Source organism: Pseudomonas taiwanensis (assembly GCF_013393345.1).
GTDB classification, from domain to species: Bacteria; Pseudomonadota; Gammaproteobacteria; order Pseudomonadales; family Pseudomonadaceae; genus Metapseudomonas; species Metapseudomonas resinovorans_C.
The window spans coordinates 189,408-205,415 of record NZ_QJRF01000067.1 but is presented as its reverse complement, the minus strand read 5'-3'; the positions used below and the strand labels follow the sequence as shown (position 1 = coordinate 205,415).

The window sequence follows — 16,008 nt, the reverse complement described above, 5'->3', positions numbered from 1 at the left end:
TCAGGCCCCGTTTTTTATTCAGCAGCAAAGACTCAAACCGCCTTCACCCTCAACTCCTTCGGCATCGAGAACGTCACATTCTCCGGCCGGCCATCCAGTTCGACGGCTAACTCTGCGCCCCACTCCCGGAGCTGGTCGATCACGCCTTGCACCAGTACTTCAGGGGCGGATGCCCCGGCAGTGATGCCCACTCGCTGCGCGTTCTCGAACCACTCGCGTTTGAGGTCTTCGGCACCGTCGATCAGGTAGGCCGGGGTGTTCAGGCGCTCGGCCAATTCGCGCAGGCGGTTGGAGTTGGAACTGTTGGGGCTGCCGACCACCAGGACGACATCGCTCTCGTGAGCCAATTGCTTCACCGCATCCTGGCGGTTCTGGGTGGCGTAGCAGATGTCGTCCTTGCGCGGGCCGCCGATGCTCGGGAACTTGGCGCGAAGCGCGTCGATGACGCGGCTGGTGTCGTCCATGGACAGGGTGGTCTGGGTCACGAAGGACAACGCCTCTGGATTGCGGACCTGCAGGCGTTCCACGTCCGTTTCGTCCTCCACCAGGTAGATCGCGCCGCCATTGCTGGCGTCGTACTGCCCCATGGTGCCTTCCACTTCGGGGTGACCGGCGTGGCCAATCAGGATGCATTCGCGGCCGTCACGGCTGTAGCGTGCGACTTCCATGTGCACCTTGGTCACCAGCGGGCACGTGGCATCGAACACCTTCAGGCCGCGGCGGTCGGCTTCCTGGCGCACGGCCTGGGAAACGCCGTGGGCGCTGAAGATGACGATGACGTTGTCCGGCACCTGATCCAGTTCTTCGACGAAGACCGCGCCACGGGCGCGCAGGTCCTCGACCACGAACTTGTTGTGCACCACTTCATGGCGCACGTAGATCGGCGGACCGAAGACTTCCAGCGCGCGGTTGACGATCTCGATGGCGCGATCGACGCCGGCGCAGAAGCCGCGCGGATTGGCGAGTTTGATTTGCATGCTGTTTACCTCGTGCAGCCGTCGCAGCCGGGAATCGCCCATTCGCGAGCAAGAACTCGGCGTCCCCCTCGCTCCAACAGGTGTCCCGCCCCCATCAGATAGGGCGAACCGACAGGATCTCCACCTCGAAGGCGAGAGGCTTGCCGGCCAATGGGTGATTGAAGTCGATGGTCACATGCGTGTCGTCGACCAGCTTGACCACCCCAGGCAACTCGGCGTTGGCCGCGTCATTGAAGATGATCAGCAGGCCTTCGGAAAGCTCCATGTCCTGGAAGTTGCCACGGGGCATCACCTGCACGTTCTGCGGATTGTGCTGGCCAAATCCCTGCTCCGGCTCGACGGCGAGGACGCGCTTGTCGCCGCTCTTGAGTCCGAATAGCAGGCTTTCGAAGCCAGGCAACAGGTTACCGTCGCCTACTTTGAAGGTGGCCGGCTTCTTCTCGAAGGTGCTGTCCACCACGTCGCCGTTATCCAGCTTGATGGCGAAATGCAGGGTGACCTCCATGTCCGGCCCTATGCGATGTTCAGTCATGGGCAGGTTCTCCGGACTTCTTCGCTTTGAACATATCCAGCGCCAGCATCACGGCGCCGACGGTGATGGCGCTATCGGCCAGGTTGAACGCCGGGAAGTACCAGCGGTTCTGCCAATGCACCAGGATGAAATCGACCACGTGGCCAAGCACCACGCGGTCGTAGAGGTTGCCGAGGGCACCGCCCAGAACCAGGGCCAGCGCAATGGCCAGCCAGGTTTCTTCAGGCTTCAGGCGCTTAAGCCAGACCACCAGCACGCCGCTCACGACCAGGGCGATCAACGCGAACAGCCAGCGCTGCCAGCCAGAGCTATCGGCGAGGAAGCTGAAGGCCGCGCCGGTGTTGTACGCCAGGGTCCAGCTGAAGTAGTCGGGAATGACCACGATCTGCTGGTAGAGGTTGAGCTCGGTTTCGAAGAACCACTTGCTCACCTGATCCAGTATGAACACCAGGGCGGTCAGCCACAGCCAGCCGAGACGGCCGTATGCCTTAGGCATAGTGACGAACCTCGCCGGCCCCATCGATGTTGTCGACGCAACGGCCACACAGCTCCGGGTGCTTCACGAACTGACCAACATCGGCGCGGTGATGCCAGCAACGGCCGCACTTGGTGTGGACGGATTTGTGTATTTTCAGCTTGAGGCCGGCGACTTCGGTATCCACGGCATCGGCCGGGGCATTGGCCAGGGGCTGGACGTCAGCAGCAGAAGTGATCAGCACGAAGCGCAGTTCGTTGCCCAGCTTGGCCAGGCTCGCCACCAGGGCGTCTTCAGCGAACAGGGTGACTTCAGCCTGCAGGTTGCCGCCAATCGCCTTGTTGCTGCGCAGGTTTTCCAGTTCCTTGTTGACCGAGGCCTTGACGGCCATGACCTGCTCCCAGAATTCGCGGTCCAGTTCGGTGCCTTCCGGCAGCTCGGACAGGCCTTGGTACCAGGTGTTGAGCATGACGGACTCGTTACGCTCGCCCGGCAGGAATTGCCAGATTTCCTCGGCGGTGAAGGCCAGGATCGGCGCAATCCAGCGCACGAGGGCTTCGGCGATGTGGAACAGTGCGGTCTGGCAGGAACGGCGCGGCACGCTGTCAGCGGCGGTGGTGTACTGGCGGTCCTTGATGATGTCGAGGTAGAAGCCGCCCAGTTCCTGCACGCAGAAATTGTGCACTTTCGAGTAGACGTTCCAGAAACGGTACTCGCCGTAGGCTTCTTCCAGTTCGCGCTGCAGCAGCAGGGCGCGGTCCACGGCCCAACGGTCGAGGGCCAGCATGTCTTCTGCGGGCAGCAGATCCTTGACCGGGTCGAAGCCGTTCAGGTTGGCCAACAGGAAACGCGCAGTGTTACGGATGCGGCGGTAAGCATCGGCGCTGCGCTGGAGGATCTGCTGGGAAACCGCCATCTCACCGGAGTAGTCGGTAGCCGATACCCACAGGCGCAGGATGTCGGCGCCGAGGCTGTCGGTCACTTGCTGCGGAGCGATGACGTTACCCAGGGATTTGGACATCTTGCGGCCGCTTTCGTCCACGGTGAAGCCGTGGGTCAGCAGTTGGCGGTAAGGTGCGTGTCCGTCGATGGCGCAGCCGGTCAGCAAGGAAGAATGGAACCAGCCACGGTGCTGGTCGGAACCTTCCAGGTAGAGGTCGGCAGCCGGACCGCTGGCATGGCCCAACTCGGCATGGGAGCCGCGCAGGACGTGCCAGTGCGTGGTGCCCGAGTCGAACCAGACGTCCAGGGTGTCGCTGATCTTGTCGTACTGGCCGGCCTCATCGCCGAGCAGTTCGGCGGCATCCAGCTTGAACCAGGCTTCGATGCCTTCCTGCTCGACGCGTAGGGCAACCTGCTCCATCAGCTCGACGGTGCGCGGGTGCAGGTCGCCGGTGGCCTTGTGCAGGAAGAACGGAATCGGTACGCCCCAGTTGCGCTGGCGGGAGATGCACCAGTCAGGACGGCCGGCGATCATGCCGTGCAGGCGCGCCTGGCCCCAACCCGGAACGAATTCGGTCTGTTCGATAGCGGTCAGCGCACGCTCGCGCAGGGTGGCGCCCTGCTCCGGCTGCTTGTCCATGCCGACGAACCACTGCGCGGTGGCGCGGTAGATCAGCGGGGTCTTGTGACGCCAGCAGTGCATGTAGCTGTGGCTGATGGATTCGTGCTTGAGCAACGCACCCACTTCTTCCAGTTTGGCGACGATGGCCGGATTGGCTTTCCAGATGAACTGGCCGCCAAAGAACGGCAGGTCCTGAACGTAGACACCGTTGCTCTGCACCGGGCTTAGGATGTCGTCGTTACTCATCCCGTACTGCTTGCAGGTACGGAAGTCGTCCTCGCCGTAGGCCGGCGCGGAGTGAACGATGCCGGTGCCGGCGCCCAGCTCGACGTACTCGGCCAGGTAGACGGGCGACAGACGCTCGTAGAACGGGTGGCGGAAGCGGATCTGGTCCAGCGACTCGCCCTTGGCGGTGGCGATGACCTGGCCTTCCAGGCCGTAGCGCTGCAGGCAGGATTCCACCAGCTCTTCAGCCAGAACCAGCAGGCGCGCGCCGGTATCCACCAGCGCATAGTTGAACTCGGGGTGAACGTTCAGCGCCTGGTTGGCCGGGATGGTCCAGGGGGTGGTGGTCCAGATGACGATGGCAGCAGGTTTGGCCAGGCTCGGCAGGCCGAAGGCGGCAGCCAGCTTGTCGGCATCTTCAATGGCGAAGGCGACGTCGATGGCGTCGGACTTCTTATCGGCATATTCGACTTCCGCCTCAGCCAGGGCAGAAGCGCAGTCGAAGCACCAGTTCACCGGCTTCAGGCCCTTGAACACGAAGCCCTGCTTGACCATTTCGGCCAGTGCACGGATTTCGCCAGCCTCGTTACCGAAGGCCATGGTCTTGTAGGGATTGCCCCAGTCGCCCAGTACACCGAGGCGGATGAAATCGGCTTTCTGGCCTTCGATCTGCTCCGAGGCGTAGGCACGGCACAGCTCCCGGGTCTTGTCCGCGGGCAGGTTCTTGCCGTGGGTGGTCTCGACCTTGTGCTCGATGGGCAGGCCGTGGCAATCCCAGCCCGGAACATAGGGCGCGTCGTAGCCCGCCAGGGTCTTGGAGCGAACGATGATGTCCTTGAGGATCTTGTTGACCGCGTGACCGATGTGAATGCTGCCGTTGGCGTAGGGCGGGCCATCGTGCAGGACGAACCTCGGGCGACCTTCGCCGATCTGCCGCAGCTTTCCGTACAGGTCGATGCTGTTCCAGCGCTGCAGCAGTTCCGGCTCGCGCTGGGGCAGACCGGCCTTCATCGGGAATGCCGTCTCGGGCAGGTTCAGGGTCGCTTTGTAATCGGTCATTTCAAGTCCAGGCTCTTCAATTTGATTGAGTACCCTGCCAATAGGCACGGGCGGCAGCGACATCCGCATCGATCGCCGACTTCAACGCCTCCAGGGAGGCAAAACGCTGCTCATCACGCAGCTTGTGGTGGAAGGTCACGCTGATCCGCCGGTCGTAGAGGTCGGCGGAATAGCCCAGCAGATGGACCTCCAGATGGGCGCGTCCATCGCCCTTCACGCTGGGGCGCACGCCGATGTTCGCAACGCCGGGCAGTTGCCGGCCTTCCAGCTCCACGCTGACCAGGTACACCCCGTTGAGCGGGACGCGGCGGCGTTTGAGTTGCACGTTGGCGGTCGGGGTACCCAGCTGGCGACCGAGCTTCTGCCCGTGCAGCACTCGGCCGGTAATGGTGAAAGGACGCCCCAGCAGCCGCTCCGCAAGCACGAAGTCACCTTCGGCCAGGGCCTGGCGCACGCGGGTGCTGCTGACCCGCAAGCCATCCAGCTCGACGGTTGCCGCGGCTTCGACACTGAAACCTTCCGCTTCGCCGGCCTGCAGCAGGAAATCGAAGTCTCCGGCGCGGTCGCAGCCAAAGCGGAAATCGTCACCGATCTCCAGGTGCTTGGCGCCCAGTCCTTCCACCAGCACGGCATGCACGAACTCGGCGGCGCTGAGTTCACGCAGGCGGTCATTGAAGGCCAGGCAGAGCACCCGGTCCACCCCTTCGCGGGCCAGCAGCTCAAGCTTGTCGCGTAGCCGCGTCAGACGTACTGGAGCGGTGTCAGGGCCGAAATATTCGCGCGGCTGCGGCTCGAAAATCACCACGCAAGTAGGCAAACCCAGCTCAGCCGCACGCTCGCGCAACCGCTTGAGAATGGCCTGGTGGCCGCGGTGCACGCCGTCGAAATTGCCGATGGTGGCGACGCAGCCCCGATGGTGGGGCCGCAGGTTGTGTAAACCTCGAACCAGCTGCATAGCACAAGTCTTGTTCACAAAGTGGTCGATTATACGCACAGCCGAGGCTGGACAACAGGCGCTACAGACCCGTCACCACGACAAGCGGCGACGAGTCGCAGCTCGGCGAACTACACCGCCCGCCGGGCGAAGTCGCGAAGGCGGAAACCCAGCAGCGCCAGCACGCCGAAATAGGTGATCACACCGGCACCCACGAGAACGGCCAGGCGCAGCAACCGTTCGGCCATTCCTCCCTGCTCCCATGCGGGCAGCAGGTACATCACGCCGAGCAGGACAGCGCACATCGCCAGTACCGCCAGAACGAGCTTTGCCAGGAATTTCCCCCAGCCCGGCTGCGGCTGGAAGAGCTGCTGCTTGCGCAGCTGCCAATAGAGCAGCCCGGCATTCATGCAAGCTGCCAGGCTGATCGCCAGGGCCAATCCGGCATGGCGCAGCGGGAAGACGAAGACAAGGTTCATCAACTGGGTGGCGATGAGTGTGAACAGGGCGATCCTCACCGGCGTGCGAATGTTCTGCCGCGCGTAGAAACCAGGAGCCAGCACCTTGACCAGGATTATCCCGAGGAGGCCCACGGCGTAAGCGATCAAGGCGCGCTGGGTCATCAGCGCGTCGGTGGCGGTGAACTTCCCGTACTGGAACAGCGCCACTGTCAGCGGCTCGGCGAGCAGCGCCAGGGCCAGGGTGCAAGGCAGTACCAGCAGGAAGCACAGCCGCAGGCCCCAATCGAGCAGCTGCGAGTACGCATGGCGGTCATCACTGGCGTACGTCTTGGCCAGGGATGGCAGCAGGATGGTGCCCAAGGCGACGCCGAGCACACCGGACGGCAACTCCATCAGGCGGTCGGCGTAGTACATCCAGGACACCGACCCCGCCGCCAGGAACGAGGCGAAGATGGTGTTGATGATGAGCGAGATCTGCCCCACGGAAACCCCGAAAATCGCCGGCCCCATCTGCTTGAGCACACGCCAGACCCCGGTATCGCGCAGGTTCAGGCGAGGCAGCACGAGCATGCCGATGCGCTTGAGTGACGGTAATTGGTAGAGCAGTTGTGCCAAGCCACCGACAAGCGTCGCCCAGCCGAGGGCCATGATCGGCGGATCGAAATAGGGAATCAGGAAGAGCGAAAAGACAATCATGCTGACGTTCAGCAGGGTCGGCACGAAGGCCGGCACCGCGTAACGGTTCCAGGTGTTGAGGATCGCTCCCGCCAGCGATGACAACGAAATCAGGAAAATGTACGGAAAAGTCACCCGCAGCAGGTCAGTGGTCAGGGCGAACTTCTCAGGGGTATCGGCAAAACCCGGGGCGGTCACCCAGATCACCCACGGCGCCGCGAGCACACCGAGCAGGGTCACCAACGCCAGTACCAGGGTCAGGAGGCCGGAGATATAGGCGATGAACGTGCGAGTCGCCTCTTCGCCCTGCTGGGTCTTGTATTCCGCCAGGATCGGGACGAATGCCTGGGAGAACGCCCCCTCGGCGAAGATTCGGCGCAGCAGGTTGGGCAACTTGAACGCGACGAAGAAGGCATCAGTGGCCATGCCGGCGCCGAAATAGCGCGCGACGATGGTATCGCGCACGAAGCCCAATACGCGGGAAAGCATGGTGATGGAGCTGACGGCCGCCAGCGACTTGAGCAGGTTCATTCAGGGGTCCGGACAGGTGTTGCGCGGTCCTTCGGCAATGCTGCCAGGGGACAATCGAGGCTGCCGAGTGTAGAGTCCGTGCGGGATAAAAGCATCCGGCAAGAAAAGCGCACGCTCGTCGCCCGACCTGCCTGATCGCCCTTGACAAGCCCACATCACGTGGGCATGATTCGCGGCCTTAATTTGATTCAATTCCCCAGTTTCGAGGAGCTTGACGGTGGCCAACACACCTTCTGCCAAAAAACGCGCCAAACAGGCTGAGAAGCGTCGTAGCCATAACGCCAGCCTGCGCTCCATGGTTCGTACCTACATCAAGAACGTGGTCAAGGCTATCGACGCCAAAGACCTGCCGAAGGCACAAGCCGCTTTCACCGCCGCTGTACCGGTGATCGATCGCATGGCCGACAAAGGCATCATCCACAAGAACAAAGCTGCTCGTCACAAGAGCCGCCTGAACGCCCACATCAAGGCGCTCGGTCAAGCTGCTGCCTAAGCTTGAGTTCTTGCGAAAAACCGGCCTTCTGGCCGGTTTTTTATTGCCTGCATTTCCTGAAACAGGATTTACAGCCATGAAAAAGCCCGGAAATTCCGTAATGCTGTTCAGTTAGCCCCGCCAACGAGGTGTCGCTGTTGTTGTAGGAGCGAGCTTGCTCACGAAGCTTTCCGGGATATCGCCCATTCGCCAGCAAGCTGGCTCCTACAGCGTTTCCCCGCTGCAGAAACCAAGAACGCCGCTCACCCGGCGAGGGATTAGCGGCGTTCTTATGTGAACAGCATTACGGCAATTCCGGGCTTTCTGCTTTCTGGCATCAACTCAAGGCCGGTTCGGCCATGGAACAATCGGGATCGCGGTAACGGCATTCTGTGGACTGCCCTCGATCACGCGGTCGCTGTAGACCAGATAGATCAGGGTATTGCGCTTGCGATCGAAGAAGCGCACGACTTGCATGGCTTTGAACACCAGCGACGTACGCTCCTTGAATACCTCTTCGCCATCCTTGAGCTCGCCATTGAAGCGGATAGGCCCCACCTGGCGACAAGCAATGGACGCCTCGGCACGATCCTCGGCCAATCCCAGGCCACCTTTCACTCCGCCAGTCTTGGCTCGCGACAGGTAGCAGGTCACGCCCTCGACCCTCGGATCATCGAATGCTTCGACCGTGATCTTGTCGTTCGGCCCCATCCACTTGAACACGGTGGAGACCGAGCCGATCTCCTCCGCAGCAACCGCCAGCGGCATCGCCAGAAGCGCAGCCGCCACTCCCTTGATCAGTCGCATCTGTCCCTCCAACTCAAACCAGGACCAGGTTATCCCGATGCACCAGCTCCGGCTCGTCGACGTAGCCCAACAGCTTCTCGATGAGATCGGACGATTGGCCGATGATCTTCTGCGCCTCGAGGGCGCTGTAGTTGGCCAGGCCACGGGCGATTTCCGCACCATCCAGCCCGACACAAACCACCATCTCACCGCGACGGAAACTACCCTGCACAGCCTTCACACCGACCGGCAGCAGGCTCTTGCGATCTTCACGGAGCGCCTTGACCGCACCCGCATCGAGCACCAGGGTGCCGCGGGTCTGCAGATGGCCAGCCAGCCACTGCTTGCGCGCCGCCAGCATGCCGCGCTCAGGCGCAAGCAGCGTACCCAGGCGCTCGCCAGACTTGAGGCGATCCAGAACCCGCTCGATCCGCCCACCGACAATCACGGTGTGCGCACCGGAGCGTGCCGCCAGCCGCGCCGCGCGCAGCTTGGTCTGCATACCACCCCGCCCCAGAGCACCACCGGTACCACCGGCAACAGCATCCAGCGCCGGGTCATCGGCACGCGCCTCGAAGATCAGTTGGGCATCGGGATTGTGACGAGGGTCGGCGTCGAACATACCGTCGCGATCCGTAAGGATCACCAGCAGGTCCGCCTCCACGAGGTTGGCCACCAGCGCAGCCAGGGTGTCGTTGTCACCGAAACGAATTTCGTCGGTAACCACGGTGTCGTTCTCGTTGATCACCGGAATAGCACCCAGCTCAACCAGGGTGCGCAGGGTGCTGCGAGCGTTCAGGTAGCGCTTGCGATCGGACAGATCATCGTGGGTCAGCAGGATCTGCGCAGTGTGGCGACCATGCTCGGCGAAACTGGATTCCCAGGCCTGGACCAGCCCCATCTGCCCTACGGAAGCGGCAGCCTGCAGCTCGTGAACGGCGCTCGGGCGACTCTGCCACCCCAGGCGACTCATACCCGCCGCCACAGCACCGGAGGACACCAGCACCAGTTCCACACCCGCATCACGCAAGGCCACCATCTGCTCAACCCAGATCGCCATCGCCGAACGATCCAGCCCGCGACCGTCAGCCGTGAGCAAAGCACTACCGATCTTCACCACCCAGCGCTGCGCGCCAGTCACCTTGTCCCGCATATCGTCCAACCTTAGCTAGAAGGCCGCGCGGCAAGGCGCGCGGCCATGCGAACATCCCACAGCGCCGGGTGGCGCCAGGATCAGGGTACGTAGAAGATTTCCGGCCCGTCGCCGTCATCCTCGTCGTCATCGAAATCGTCATCATCGTCGACGCCAGCGCTCTTCATGCCGGCACGGCGCAGCGCACGCTGATCATCCATGGCCTGCAGGCGGGCACGCGCCTCGTCCTCGATGCGCTGATCCAGCTCAGCGAGCTGCTCGGCATACTCCGGCTCCTCTTCCATGCGCAGTGTGCGCTCGTCGAGGTAACGCATGATCTCCTGAGAGAGCGCCTCGGTTCCTTCGCGCTCCAGGGCGGAAATCACGAACACCGGACCATCCCACCCCAGACGCTCGAGCACTGCCTTCAAGCGGGTATCGCGATCGTCATCGAGCAGCTGGTCAGCCTTGTTCAGCACCAGCCAGCGATCACGCTCGGTCAGCGCAGGACTGAAGCGAGCAAGCTCTTCGATGATGGTTGCAGCAGCTTCGGCCGGATCACTTTCATCCAGCGGCGCCATGTCGACGATGTGAAGCAACAGGCGAGTACGCGCGAGGTGCTTGAGGAAGCGAATGCCCAGGCCGGCGCCTTCTGCAGCACCCTCGATCAGGCCAGGGATGTCGGCCACCACGAAGGATTTGAATCGACCCACACTGACCACACCAAGGTTCGGCACCAGCGTAGTGAAGGGATAATCAGCCACTTTCGGCTTGGCAGCGGAAACGGCACGAATGAACGTGCTCTTGCCCGCGTTCGGCAGGCCGAGCAGACCCACGTCGGCCAGCACCTTCAGCTCCAGCTTGAGGTCGCGGGATTCACCCAGCTTGCCCTTGGTGGTCTGACGCGGTGCGCGGTTGGTACTGGACTTGAAGCGGGTGTTGCCCAGGCCGTGCCAGCCACCCTGGGCGACCATCAGGCGCTGTCCCGGCCTGGTCAGGTCGCCGATGATTTCCTGGGTCGCCGCATCGATGATCGTGGTCCCTACCGGCACCGGCAGGACCAGGTCATCACCCTTGCGACCAGTGCAGTCCTTGCTGCCGCCATTTTCACCGCGCTGGGCGTCGAAACGACGGGTGTAGCGGTAATCGACCAGGGTATTGAGGTTCGGATCGGCCTCCATGAATACGGAGCCGCCATCGCCCCCGTCACCACCGTTGGGGCCGCCCTTTTCAATGAATTTTTCGCGACGGAAACTCATCAGGCCATTGCCGCCGTCGCCCGCTTTTACAAAGATCGATACTTCATCGACGAATTTCATCAGGACGCCTCCCGCCACGGGGACGGGTTGAGTGAAACAAAGCACATAGGATACAGGGAACCCCGCTCAATGCAGAGTTTCCATGAAGCAGAAACGAAAAAGCCCCGTCGCAAGACGGGGCTTTTCCAGCGAAGTCGCAATCAGGCTGCGACGATGCTTACGTACTTGCGGCCGAAAGCACCTTTGACCTCGAACTTGATCACGCCGTCCACTTTCGCGAACAGGGTGTGATCCTTGCCCAGGCCAACGCCGACGCCGGCGTGGAACTTGGTGCCGCGCTGACGCACGATGATGTTGCCAGCTTTGACAACCTGGCCACCGAACAGCTTCACGCCAAGGCGTTTACTTTCTGAGTCGCGGCCGTTGCGGGTAGAACCGCCAGCTTTTTTGTGTGCCATGAGTCAAATCCTCCAAAAAGGAAATTAGGCCTGGATGCCGGTGATTTTGATTTCAGTGAACCACTGGCGGTGGCCCTGGCGCTTCATGTGGTGCTTACGACGGCGGAACTTGATGATGCGCACTTTGTCGTGACGGCCTTGAGAGACCACTTCAGCGACTACTTTGGCACCGTCAACAACCGGAGCACCGATTTTCACGTCTTCGCCATTGCCGATCAGCAGGACGCGGTCGAAAGTCACGGATTCGCCGGTGGCGACTTCGAGCTTCTCGACTTTCAGGAATTCACCTTCAGCGACTTTGTATTGCTTGCCGCCGGTAACGATAACTGCGTACATGGATTTTCTCCGTTAAACCTGCTCACCCGACGCTTTATAAAAAGAGGTATCGGTCGGCATGGCTGCATGGGGCCGGAACTGACGCCCGTGCAATTGCGTAAGGCAGGAAAATGCCCAAGGAAGTTCAGGGGCCGCGATTGTACGCAAGGCGCGATTGCCGCGCAAGCACCGCCAGGGCTCGCCTTGACAGTCCCCGGCCCGGTCCCTAGCATGCCGCGCATCCCAACAGGAGCACTTCTGGCCGATGCAACCCCAGGCTTTCTACCGCGTGGTGGCGGACGATTTTACCGCAGTCGACGACATCATTCGCCGGCAGCTGACCTCCCGCGTCCCCCTGGTGGAAAAGATCGGTGACTACATCGTCTCCGCCGGTGGCAAGCGCCTGCGCCCGCTGCTCGTCCTGCTGAGCGGCAATGCCCTTGGCTTCGGCGGCGACCAACTGCGCCTGCTGGCCGCCACCATCGAGTTCCTGCACACCTCCACCCTGCTCCACGATGACGTGGTGGATGCCTCCGGCCTGCGCCGCGGCCGCTCGACCGCCAACGCCCTTTGGGGGAACGCGCCGAGCGTGCTGGTGGGCGACTTCCTCTATGCCCGCTCCTTCGAAATGATGGTGGAACTCGGCTCCATGCCGGTGATGCGCATCATCTCCCAGGCCACTCGGGTCATCGCCGAAGGCGAAGTGCTGCAACTGTCGAAAATCCGTGACGCCAGCACCACCGAAGAAACCTATATGGAAGTCATTCGCGGCAAGACCGCGATGCTCTTCGAGGCCTCGACCCACAGCGCCGCGGTGCTGGCCGGCGCAAGCGCCGAGCAGTCCGAGACTCTGCGCCAGTTCGGCGACGCCCTGGGCATCGCCTTCCAATTGGTGGACGACTTGCTCGACTACCGCGGCGATGCTGCCACCCTCGGCAAGAACGTCGGAGACGACCTGGCCGAAGGCAAGCCCACCCTGCCGCTGATCGCCACCATGCGCGATGGCACTCCGGAGCAGGCCAGCCTGGTGCGCAAGGCCATCCAGCAAGGTGGCAGCCAGGACCTGGAAGGTATCCGCGCAGCCGTGGAAGCAGCAGGCGCCCTGGACTACACCGCCCAACTGGCCCGCGACTACGCCGCCCGTGCCATCACCTGCCTGAATACGCTACCGGCCAGCGCTTATCGCGATGCGCTGGTCGAGCTCACCGAGTTCGCTGTCGCGCGAACCCACTGAGGCCCTGATCAGTCGAAAAAGCCCGTCCTGGTGACGTAATGCTGTTCACATAAGAACGCCGCTAATCCCTCACCGGGTGAGCGGCGTTCTTGGTTTCTGCAGCGGGGAAACGCTGTAGGAGCCAGCTTGCTGGCGAATGGGCGATATCCCGGAAAGCTTCGCGAGCAAGCTCGCTCCTACAACAACAGCGACACCTCGTGGGCGGGGCTAACTGAACAGCATTACGTCCTGGTGACGGGCTTTTTTCTGCCTCGACGAAAGGTATCGATTAGCGCTTGCCATTTTGATAATAGTAATTATTCTCATCTCTACGGTTTTCAAGGAGATGAGCCATGACCTACCTGATCGATGCCTGGCTGGATCGCCCCCACCCCTACCTGCGGATACTCCATCGGGAAACCGGTGAGGTCTGCGCCGTGCTGGAAGAAGAAGCCCTCGACGAACTGCGCGAACAGGGCGAACTCGACCTGGCCTGCCTCAACTCAAGCGAGCCGCTGGTGCTCAAGGAATTGGTGCGAAACCTCTTCCTGTTCTGCTACGCCAGGGCATTGCGTCCGCACGGCGAGCTGCACTGAGGGTCATTCGGGAATCTGGATGACGCCAGGATGCGTCATCCGCAAGTGCGGCGCCCGGGCGCCGCGCTTGCAGCGAGGGCAAAGGCGCCCTCGCCGGTTCCTGGACGGGCCAGGGATGGCTCGCCCAGGGGTCGCCCTGGATCAGAGGATGTCCAGGAGCTCCACATCGAACACCAGCACGCTGTGCGGCGGGATGCTACCGACGCCTTGGGCGCCATAGGCCAGTTCGCTCGGAACGTGCAGGCGCCATTTGCTGCCAGCGTTCATCAGTTGCAGGGCCTCGACCCAGCCGGCGATCACGCCGCCCACCGGGAATTCGGCCGGCTGGCCACGATCGTAGGAGCTGTCGAACACAGTGCCGTCGATCAGGGTGCCGTGGTAGTGGGTGCGGACGGTGTCTTCGGCGGACGGCTTGGCGCCCTCACCCGCTACCAGTACTTCGAACTGCAAGCCGGACGGCAGGACGGTCACGCCTTCGCGCTTGGCGTTCTCTTCCAGGTAGGTGCGACCAGCGCCAGCAGCGGCCTCGGCCTTGGCTTCGGCTTCAGCCTGCATGCGCTCGCGAATCACGCGGAAGCTGGCAGACAGGGCAGCACCATCGACACGGCTTTCCACGCCCTGGAAGGCATCGCTGAGGCCAGCGATCACTGCTTCAAGGCTTACGCCGGGCGGGGGATTGTCACGGATCTGGTCGCCGAGCTGACGGCCGATGCCGTAGCTGACGCGGGTTTCGTCGGTAGAGAGATCGAGTTGAGACATGGCGGAACTCCGCTCCGGGAAAAAAGGTCGGCCAGACTAGCACAGCTTCCCTTCCCCGGCGCGGGCTCCCGCCGACAGCCGCAGGTCAGTGGGAGACGCGGGTCGAGATGGGCACGCGCACCGTATCCTGGCTGTCTGCCTCCATCCCGCACATCTCGTCGTGCACCACGCTGTGCACCAGATGGAAGGGCAGGTCCGGGAACTCGCGAAGCACTTCCCGGGCGTGTTCCACCGAGCGAAGGTGCGTCGCATGGCCCTGGCCGTCATCCAGATGATGGCTACGGCCATCGATCCGGGCTTCCAGCAGATAGATACCGCCTTCCAGGGAGATCAGGTTGATTTCTTCGATGTGCCCGGCACGGGCATGACTGCTGAGGTCGTGCAATTTCATGGCGTCGCCCTCGCTCGCTGTACACCTCAAATCTAATGCACAGGACCGTATGTGGACGGCAGATACGCAACCGCCCGTCCGCTTTTCAGCGGCCGGGCGGTCAGGGCAGCGCAAAAACCTTGTCAGTGGTCGTGCTTGGTCATCTTGTCCAGATAACCCATGGCGAAGGCGGAGATGACGAAGGTCATGTGCAACACCACGTACCACATGATCTTGCTGTTATCGATGTTCTGCGCGTCCATGAAGATGCGCAGCAGGTGGATGGAGGAGATCGCCACGATGGATGCGGCCACCTTCATCTTCAACGAGCCGGAGTCCATCTTGCCGAGCCAGCTCAGTTTTTCCTTGCTGTCATCGATATCCAGCTGAGAAACGAAGTTCTCGTAGCCGGAAATCATCACCATCACCAGCAGGCCGCCCACCAGCGACATATCGATCAGCGACAGCAGCACCAGGATGAGGTCTGCTTCGGACTTCTCGAAGACGTGCGGCAGGATGTGCACGACTTCCTGGAAGAATTTCAGGGTCAGCGCCAACAGCGCGAAGGACAGGCCGAAGTAGATCGGGGCCAGCAACCAGCGTGCGGCGTACATCGAGTTTTCTAGAATGCGTTCCATGGCTTCTCGTAGTCAGTAAAAAACCGGCCGCGAGTATAGCGAGGTGCTTCTTACAGAAAAATAATGGCAACGAGCAGCGAAATATCCCCAAACACTGTGGATAAGTCTGTGAGCGAACATTGGAACGTCCGACGCACGCCGCTACCGCCGTAGGCTCCCAGCCGCTGCACAAAAGCTGGCCAACTGAAGCCCGTCAGGTTTCGGGGCGGAACTGGCAGTCGCCAAGGCTTCGACAACGCGTGCCATTGATGCGTCGCAACTCACCCTGGAGGTGCAGGCGCCAGATCGGCGGATCGTGGGCTTCGGTGTAACCCTGTTCGGCGAGGCAATCGGCAATCGCAGAGAGCACCGACTCCGCCACGATAGGCCCATGGAATGGGCCCTGGGCTTTGATCGCCGAGGGTTGTTCCCCCGACATTCCCGCTGCACAGAGCAGCGTCCAGAGTCCATTCTCTCCCGCCAGCGGACGGATCACACACTCGATCCGGGTCACGAGTCCCAGGCACTGACGGGTAAGGCAGAGGTTGCGCGTCATGGCGGCTTTCCTCGCAGAGGCCTGTTTTTCAGCCTACACCCG

Annotated in this window: 18 protein-coding genes; 3 read left to right on the top strand and 15 right to left on the bottom strand. The window is 62.1% G+C overall.

Annotation, left to right across the window (positions count from 1 at the left end; all coding sequences use genetic code 11):
• Positions 1-32 precede the first annotated feature (32 nt).
• From ispH to murJ, 6 genes are all read right to left on the bottom strand, one after another.
• A complete protein-coding gene (gene ispH, locus DM872_RS20395) occupies positions 33-977 on the bottom strand; it encodes a 4-hydroxy-3-methylbut-2-enyl diphosphate reductase (RefSeq protein WP_179061162.1) in 945 nt (314 codons plus the stop codon).
• 94 nt (positions 978-1,071) lie between these two features.
• Positions 1,072-1,509 (bottom strand): FKBP-type peptidyl-prolyl cis-trans isomerase, encoded by a 438-nt coding sequence (locus DM872_RS20390; protein ID WP_179061161.1) that lies wholly within the window; start codon positions 1,507-1,509, stop codon positions 1,072-1,074.
• Positions 1,502-2,005, bottom strand: a complete 504-nt coding sequence (lspA, locus tag DM872_RS20385; RefSeq protein WP_179061160.1) for a signal peptidase II — start codon at positions 2,003-2,005, stop codon at positions 1,502-1,504. Before lspA ends, DM872_RS20390 begins: the two co-directional genes overlap by 8 nt.
• Positions 1,998-4,832 (bottom strand): isoleucine--tRNA ligase, encoded by a 2,835-nt coding sequence (gene ileS / locus DM872_RS20380; RefSeq protein ID WP_179061159.1) that lies wholly within the window; start codon positions 4,830-4,832, stop codon positions 1,998-2,000. Before ileS ends, lspA begins: the two co-directional genes overlap by 8 nt.
• A 16-nt stretch (positions 4,833-4,848) precedes the next feature.
• Positions 4,849-5,787: a bifunctional riboflavin kinase/FAD synthetase gene (gene ribF / locus DM872_RS20375; protein WP_179061158.1), complete on the bottom strand. Its 939-nt coding sequence runs from the start codon at positions 5,785-5,787 to the stop codon at positions 4,849-4,851.
• Positions 5,788-5,897: 110 nt separating this feature from the next.
• On the bottom strand, positions 5,898-7,433 hold the full coding sequence (gene murJ, locus DM872_RS20370; RefSeq protein ID WP_179061157.1) for a murein biosynthesis integral membrane protein MurJ: 1,536 nt from the start codon (positions 7,431-7,433) through the stop codon (positions 5,898-5,900).
• Positions 7,434-7,650: 217 nt separating this feature from the next.
• Here murJ and rpsT point away from each other — a divergent pair, with 217 nt between their 5' ends.
• Positions 7,651-7,926: a 30S ribosomal protein S20 gene (gene rpsT / locus DM872_RS20365; RefSeq protein WP_069082204.1), complete on the top strand. Its 276-nt coding sequence runs from the start codon at positions 7,651-7,653 to the stop codon at positions 7,924-7,926.
• 321 nt (positions 7,927-8,247) lie between these two features.
• Here rpsT and DM872_RS20360 read toward each other — a convergent pair whose 3' ends face one another.
• The 5 genes from DM872_RS20360 to rplU all read right to left on the bottom strand — a co-directional run bounded on the left by DM872_RS20360 (position 8,248) and on the right by rplU (position 11,876).
• The gene (locus tag DM872_RS20360; RefSeq protein WP_179061156.1) at positions 8,248-8,712 is read right to left on the bottom strand and encodes a CreA family protein; all 465 of its coding nucleotides are present in this window, start codon (positions 8,710-8,712) and stop codon (positions 8,248-8,250) included.
• Positions 8,713-8,725: 13 nt separating this feature from the next.
• Positions 8,726-9,844, bottom strand: a complete 1,119-nt coding sequence (gene proB / locus DM872_RS20355) for a glutamate 5-kinase (RefSeq protein ID WP_179061155.1) — start codon at positions 9,842-9,844, stop codon at positions 8,726-8,728.
• Positions 9,845-9,924: 80 nt separating this feature from the next.
• Complete coding sequence (cgtA, locus tag DM872_RS20350; protein WP_179061154.1) at positions 9,925-11,142, bottom strand: Obg family GTPase CgtA; 1,218 nt, start codon at positions 11,140-11,142, stop codon at positions 9,925-9,927.
• A 140-nt stretch (positions 11,143-11,282) separates the two neighbouring features.
• Positions 11,283-11,540, bottom strand: a complete 258-nt coding sequence (gene rpmA / locus DM872_RS20345; RefSeq protein WP_120653000.1) for a 50S ribosomal protein L27 — start codon at positions 11,538-11,540, stop codon at positions 11,283-11,285.
• 24 nt (positions 11,541-11,564) lie between these two features.
• Positions 11,565-11,876 (bottom strand): 50S ribosomal protein L21, encoded by a 312-nt coding sequence (gene rplU, locus DM872_RS20340; protein WP_044872190.1) that lies wholly within the window; start codon positions 11,874-11,876, stop codon positions 11,565-11,567.
• 244 nt (positions 11,877-12,120) lie between these two features.
• On the opposite strand from rplU, the gene DM872_RS20335 reads away from it, so the two are divergent.
• Positions 12,121-13,089 (top strand): polyprenyl synthetase family protein, encoded by a 969-nt coding sequence (locus tag DM872_RS20335; protein ID WP_179061153.1) that lies wholly within the window; start codon positions 12,121-12,123, stop codon positions 13,087-13,089.
• Positions 13,090-13,421: 332 nt separating this feature from the next.
• Positions 13,422-13,664 carry a PA4570 family protein gene (locus DM872_RS20330; RefSeq protein WP_179061152.1) on the top strand — a complete coding sequence of 81 codons (243 nt, stop codon included), beginning with the start codon at positions 13,422-13,424 and terminating at the stop codon, positions 13,662-13,664.
• 141 nt (positions 13,665-13,805) lie between these two features.
• On the opposite strand, the gene DM872_RS20325 is transcribed toward DM872_RS20330, so the two are convergent.
• From DM872_RS20325 to DM872_RS20310, 4 genes are all read right to left on the bottom strand, one after another.
• Positions 13,806-14,423 carry an FKBP-type peptidyl-prolyl cis-trans isomerase gene (locus DM872_RS20325; protein WP_179061151.1) on the bottom strand — a complete coding sequence of 206 codons (618 nt, stop codon included), beginning with the start codon at positions 14,421-14,423 and terminating at the stop codon, positions 13,806-13,808.
• Positions 14,424-14,508: 85 nt separating this feature from the next.
• A complete protein-coding gene (locus DM872_RS20320; protein WP_179061150.1) occupies positions 14,509-14,814 on the bottom strand; it encodes a DUF6482 family protein in 306 nt (101 codons plus the stop codon).
• A 122-nt stretch (positions 14,815-14,936) separates the two neighbouring features.
• Positions 14,937-15,431, bottom strand: coding sequence for a TIGR00645 family protein (locus tag DM872_RS20315; protein WP_077525105.1), 495 nt, complete (start codon positions 15,429-15,431; stop codon positions 14,937-14,939).
• Positions 15,432-15,624: 193 nt separating this feature from the next.
• On the bottom strand, positions 15,625-15,966 hold the full coding sequence (locus DM872_RS20310) for a PA4575 family protein (RefSeq protein WP_179061149.1): 342 nt from the start codon (positions 15,964-15,966) through the stop codon (positions 15,625-15,627).
• Positions 15,967-16,008 lie beyond the last annotated feature (42 nt).

Coding starts and splice junctions, on each gene's coding strand:
- ispH (WP_179061162.1), bottom strand. CDS start 977: ATGCAAATCAAACTCGCCAATCCGCGCGGCTTCTGCGCCGGCGTCGAT.
- DM872_RS20390 (WP_179061161.1), bottom strand. CDS start 1,509: ATGACTGAACATCGCATAGGGCCGGACATGGAGGTCACCCTGCATTTC.
- lspA (WP_179061160.1), bottom strand. CDS start 2,005: ATGCCTAAGGCATACGGCCGTCTCGGCTGGCTGTGGCTGACCGCCCTG.
- ileS (WP_179061159.1), bottom strand. CDS start 4,832: ATGACCGATTACAAAGCGACCCTGAACCTGCCCGAGACGGCATTCCCG.
- ribF (WP_179061158.1), bottom strand. CDS start 5,787: ATGCAGCTGGTTCGAGGTTTACACAACCTGCGGCCCCACCATCGGGGC.
- murJ (WP_179061157.1), bottom strand. CDS start 7,433: ATGAACCTGCTCAAGTCGCTGGCGGCCGTCAGCTCCATCACCATGCTT.
- DM872_RS20360 (WP_179061156.1), bottom strand. CDS start 8,712: ATGCGACTGATCAAGGGAGTGGCGGCTGCGCTTCTGGCGATGCCGCTG.
- proB (WP_179061155.1), bottom strand. CDS start 9,844: ATGCGGGACAAGGTGACTGGCGCGCAGCGCTGGGTGGTGAAGATCGGT.
- cgtA (WP_179061154.1), bottom strand. CDS start 11,142: ATGAAATTCGTCGATGAAGTATCGATCTTTGTAAAAGCGGGCGACGGC.
- rpmA (WP_120653000.1), bottom strand. CDS start 11,540: ATGGCACACAAAAAAGCTGGCGGTTCTACCCGCAACGGCCGCGACTCA.
- rplU (WP_044872190.1), bottom strand. CDS start 11,876: ATGTACGCAGTTATCGTTACCGGCGGCAAGCAATACAAAGTCGCTGAA.
- DM872_RS20335 (WP_179061153.1), top strand. CDS start 12,121: ATGCAACCCCAGGCTTTCTACCGCGTGGTGGCGGACGATTTTACCGCA.
- DM872_RS20330 (WP_179061152.1), top strand. CDS start 13,422: ATGACCTACCTGATCGATGCCTGGCTGGATCGCCCCCACCCCTACCTG.
- DM872_RS20325 (WP_179061151.1), bottom strand. CDS start 14,423: ATGTCTCAACTCGATCTCTCTACCGACGAAACCCGCGTCAGCTACGGC.
- DM872_RS20320 (WP_179061150.1), bottom strand. CDS start 14,814: ATGAAATTGCACGACCTCAGCAGTCATGCCCGTGCCGGGCACATCGAA.
- DM872_RS20315 (WP_077525105.1), bottom strand. CDS start 15,431: ATGGAACGCATTCTAGAAAACTCGATGTACGCCGCACGCTGGTTGCTG.
- DM872_RS20310 (WP_179061149.1), bottom strand. CDS start 15,966: ATGACGCGCAACCTCTGCCTTACCCGTCAGTGCCTGGGACTCGTGACC.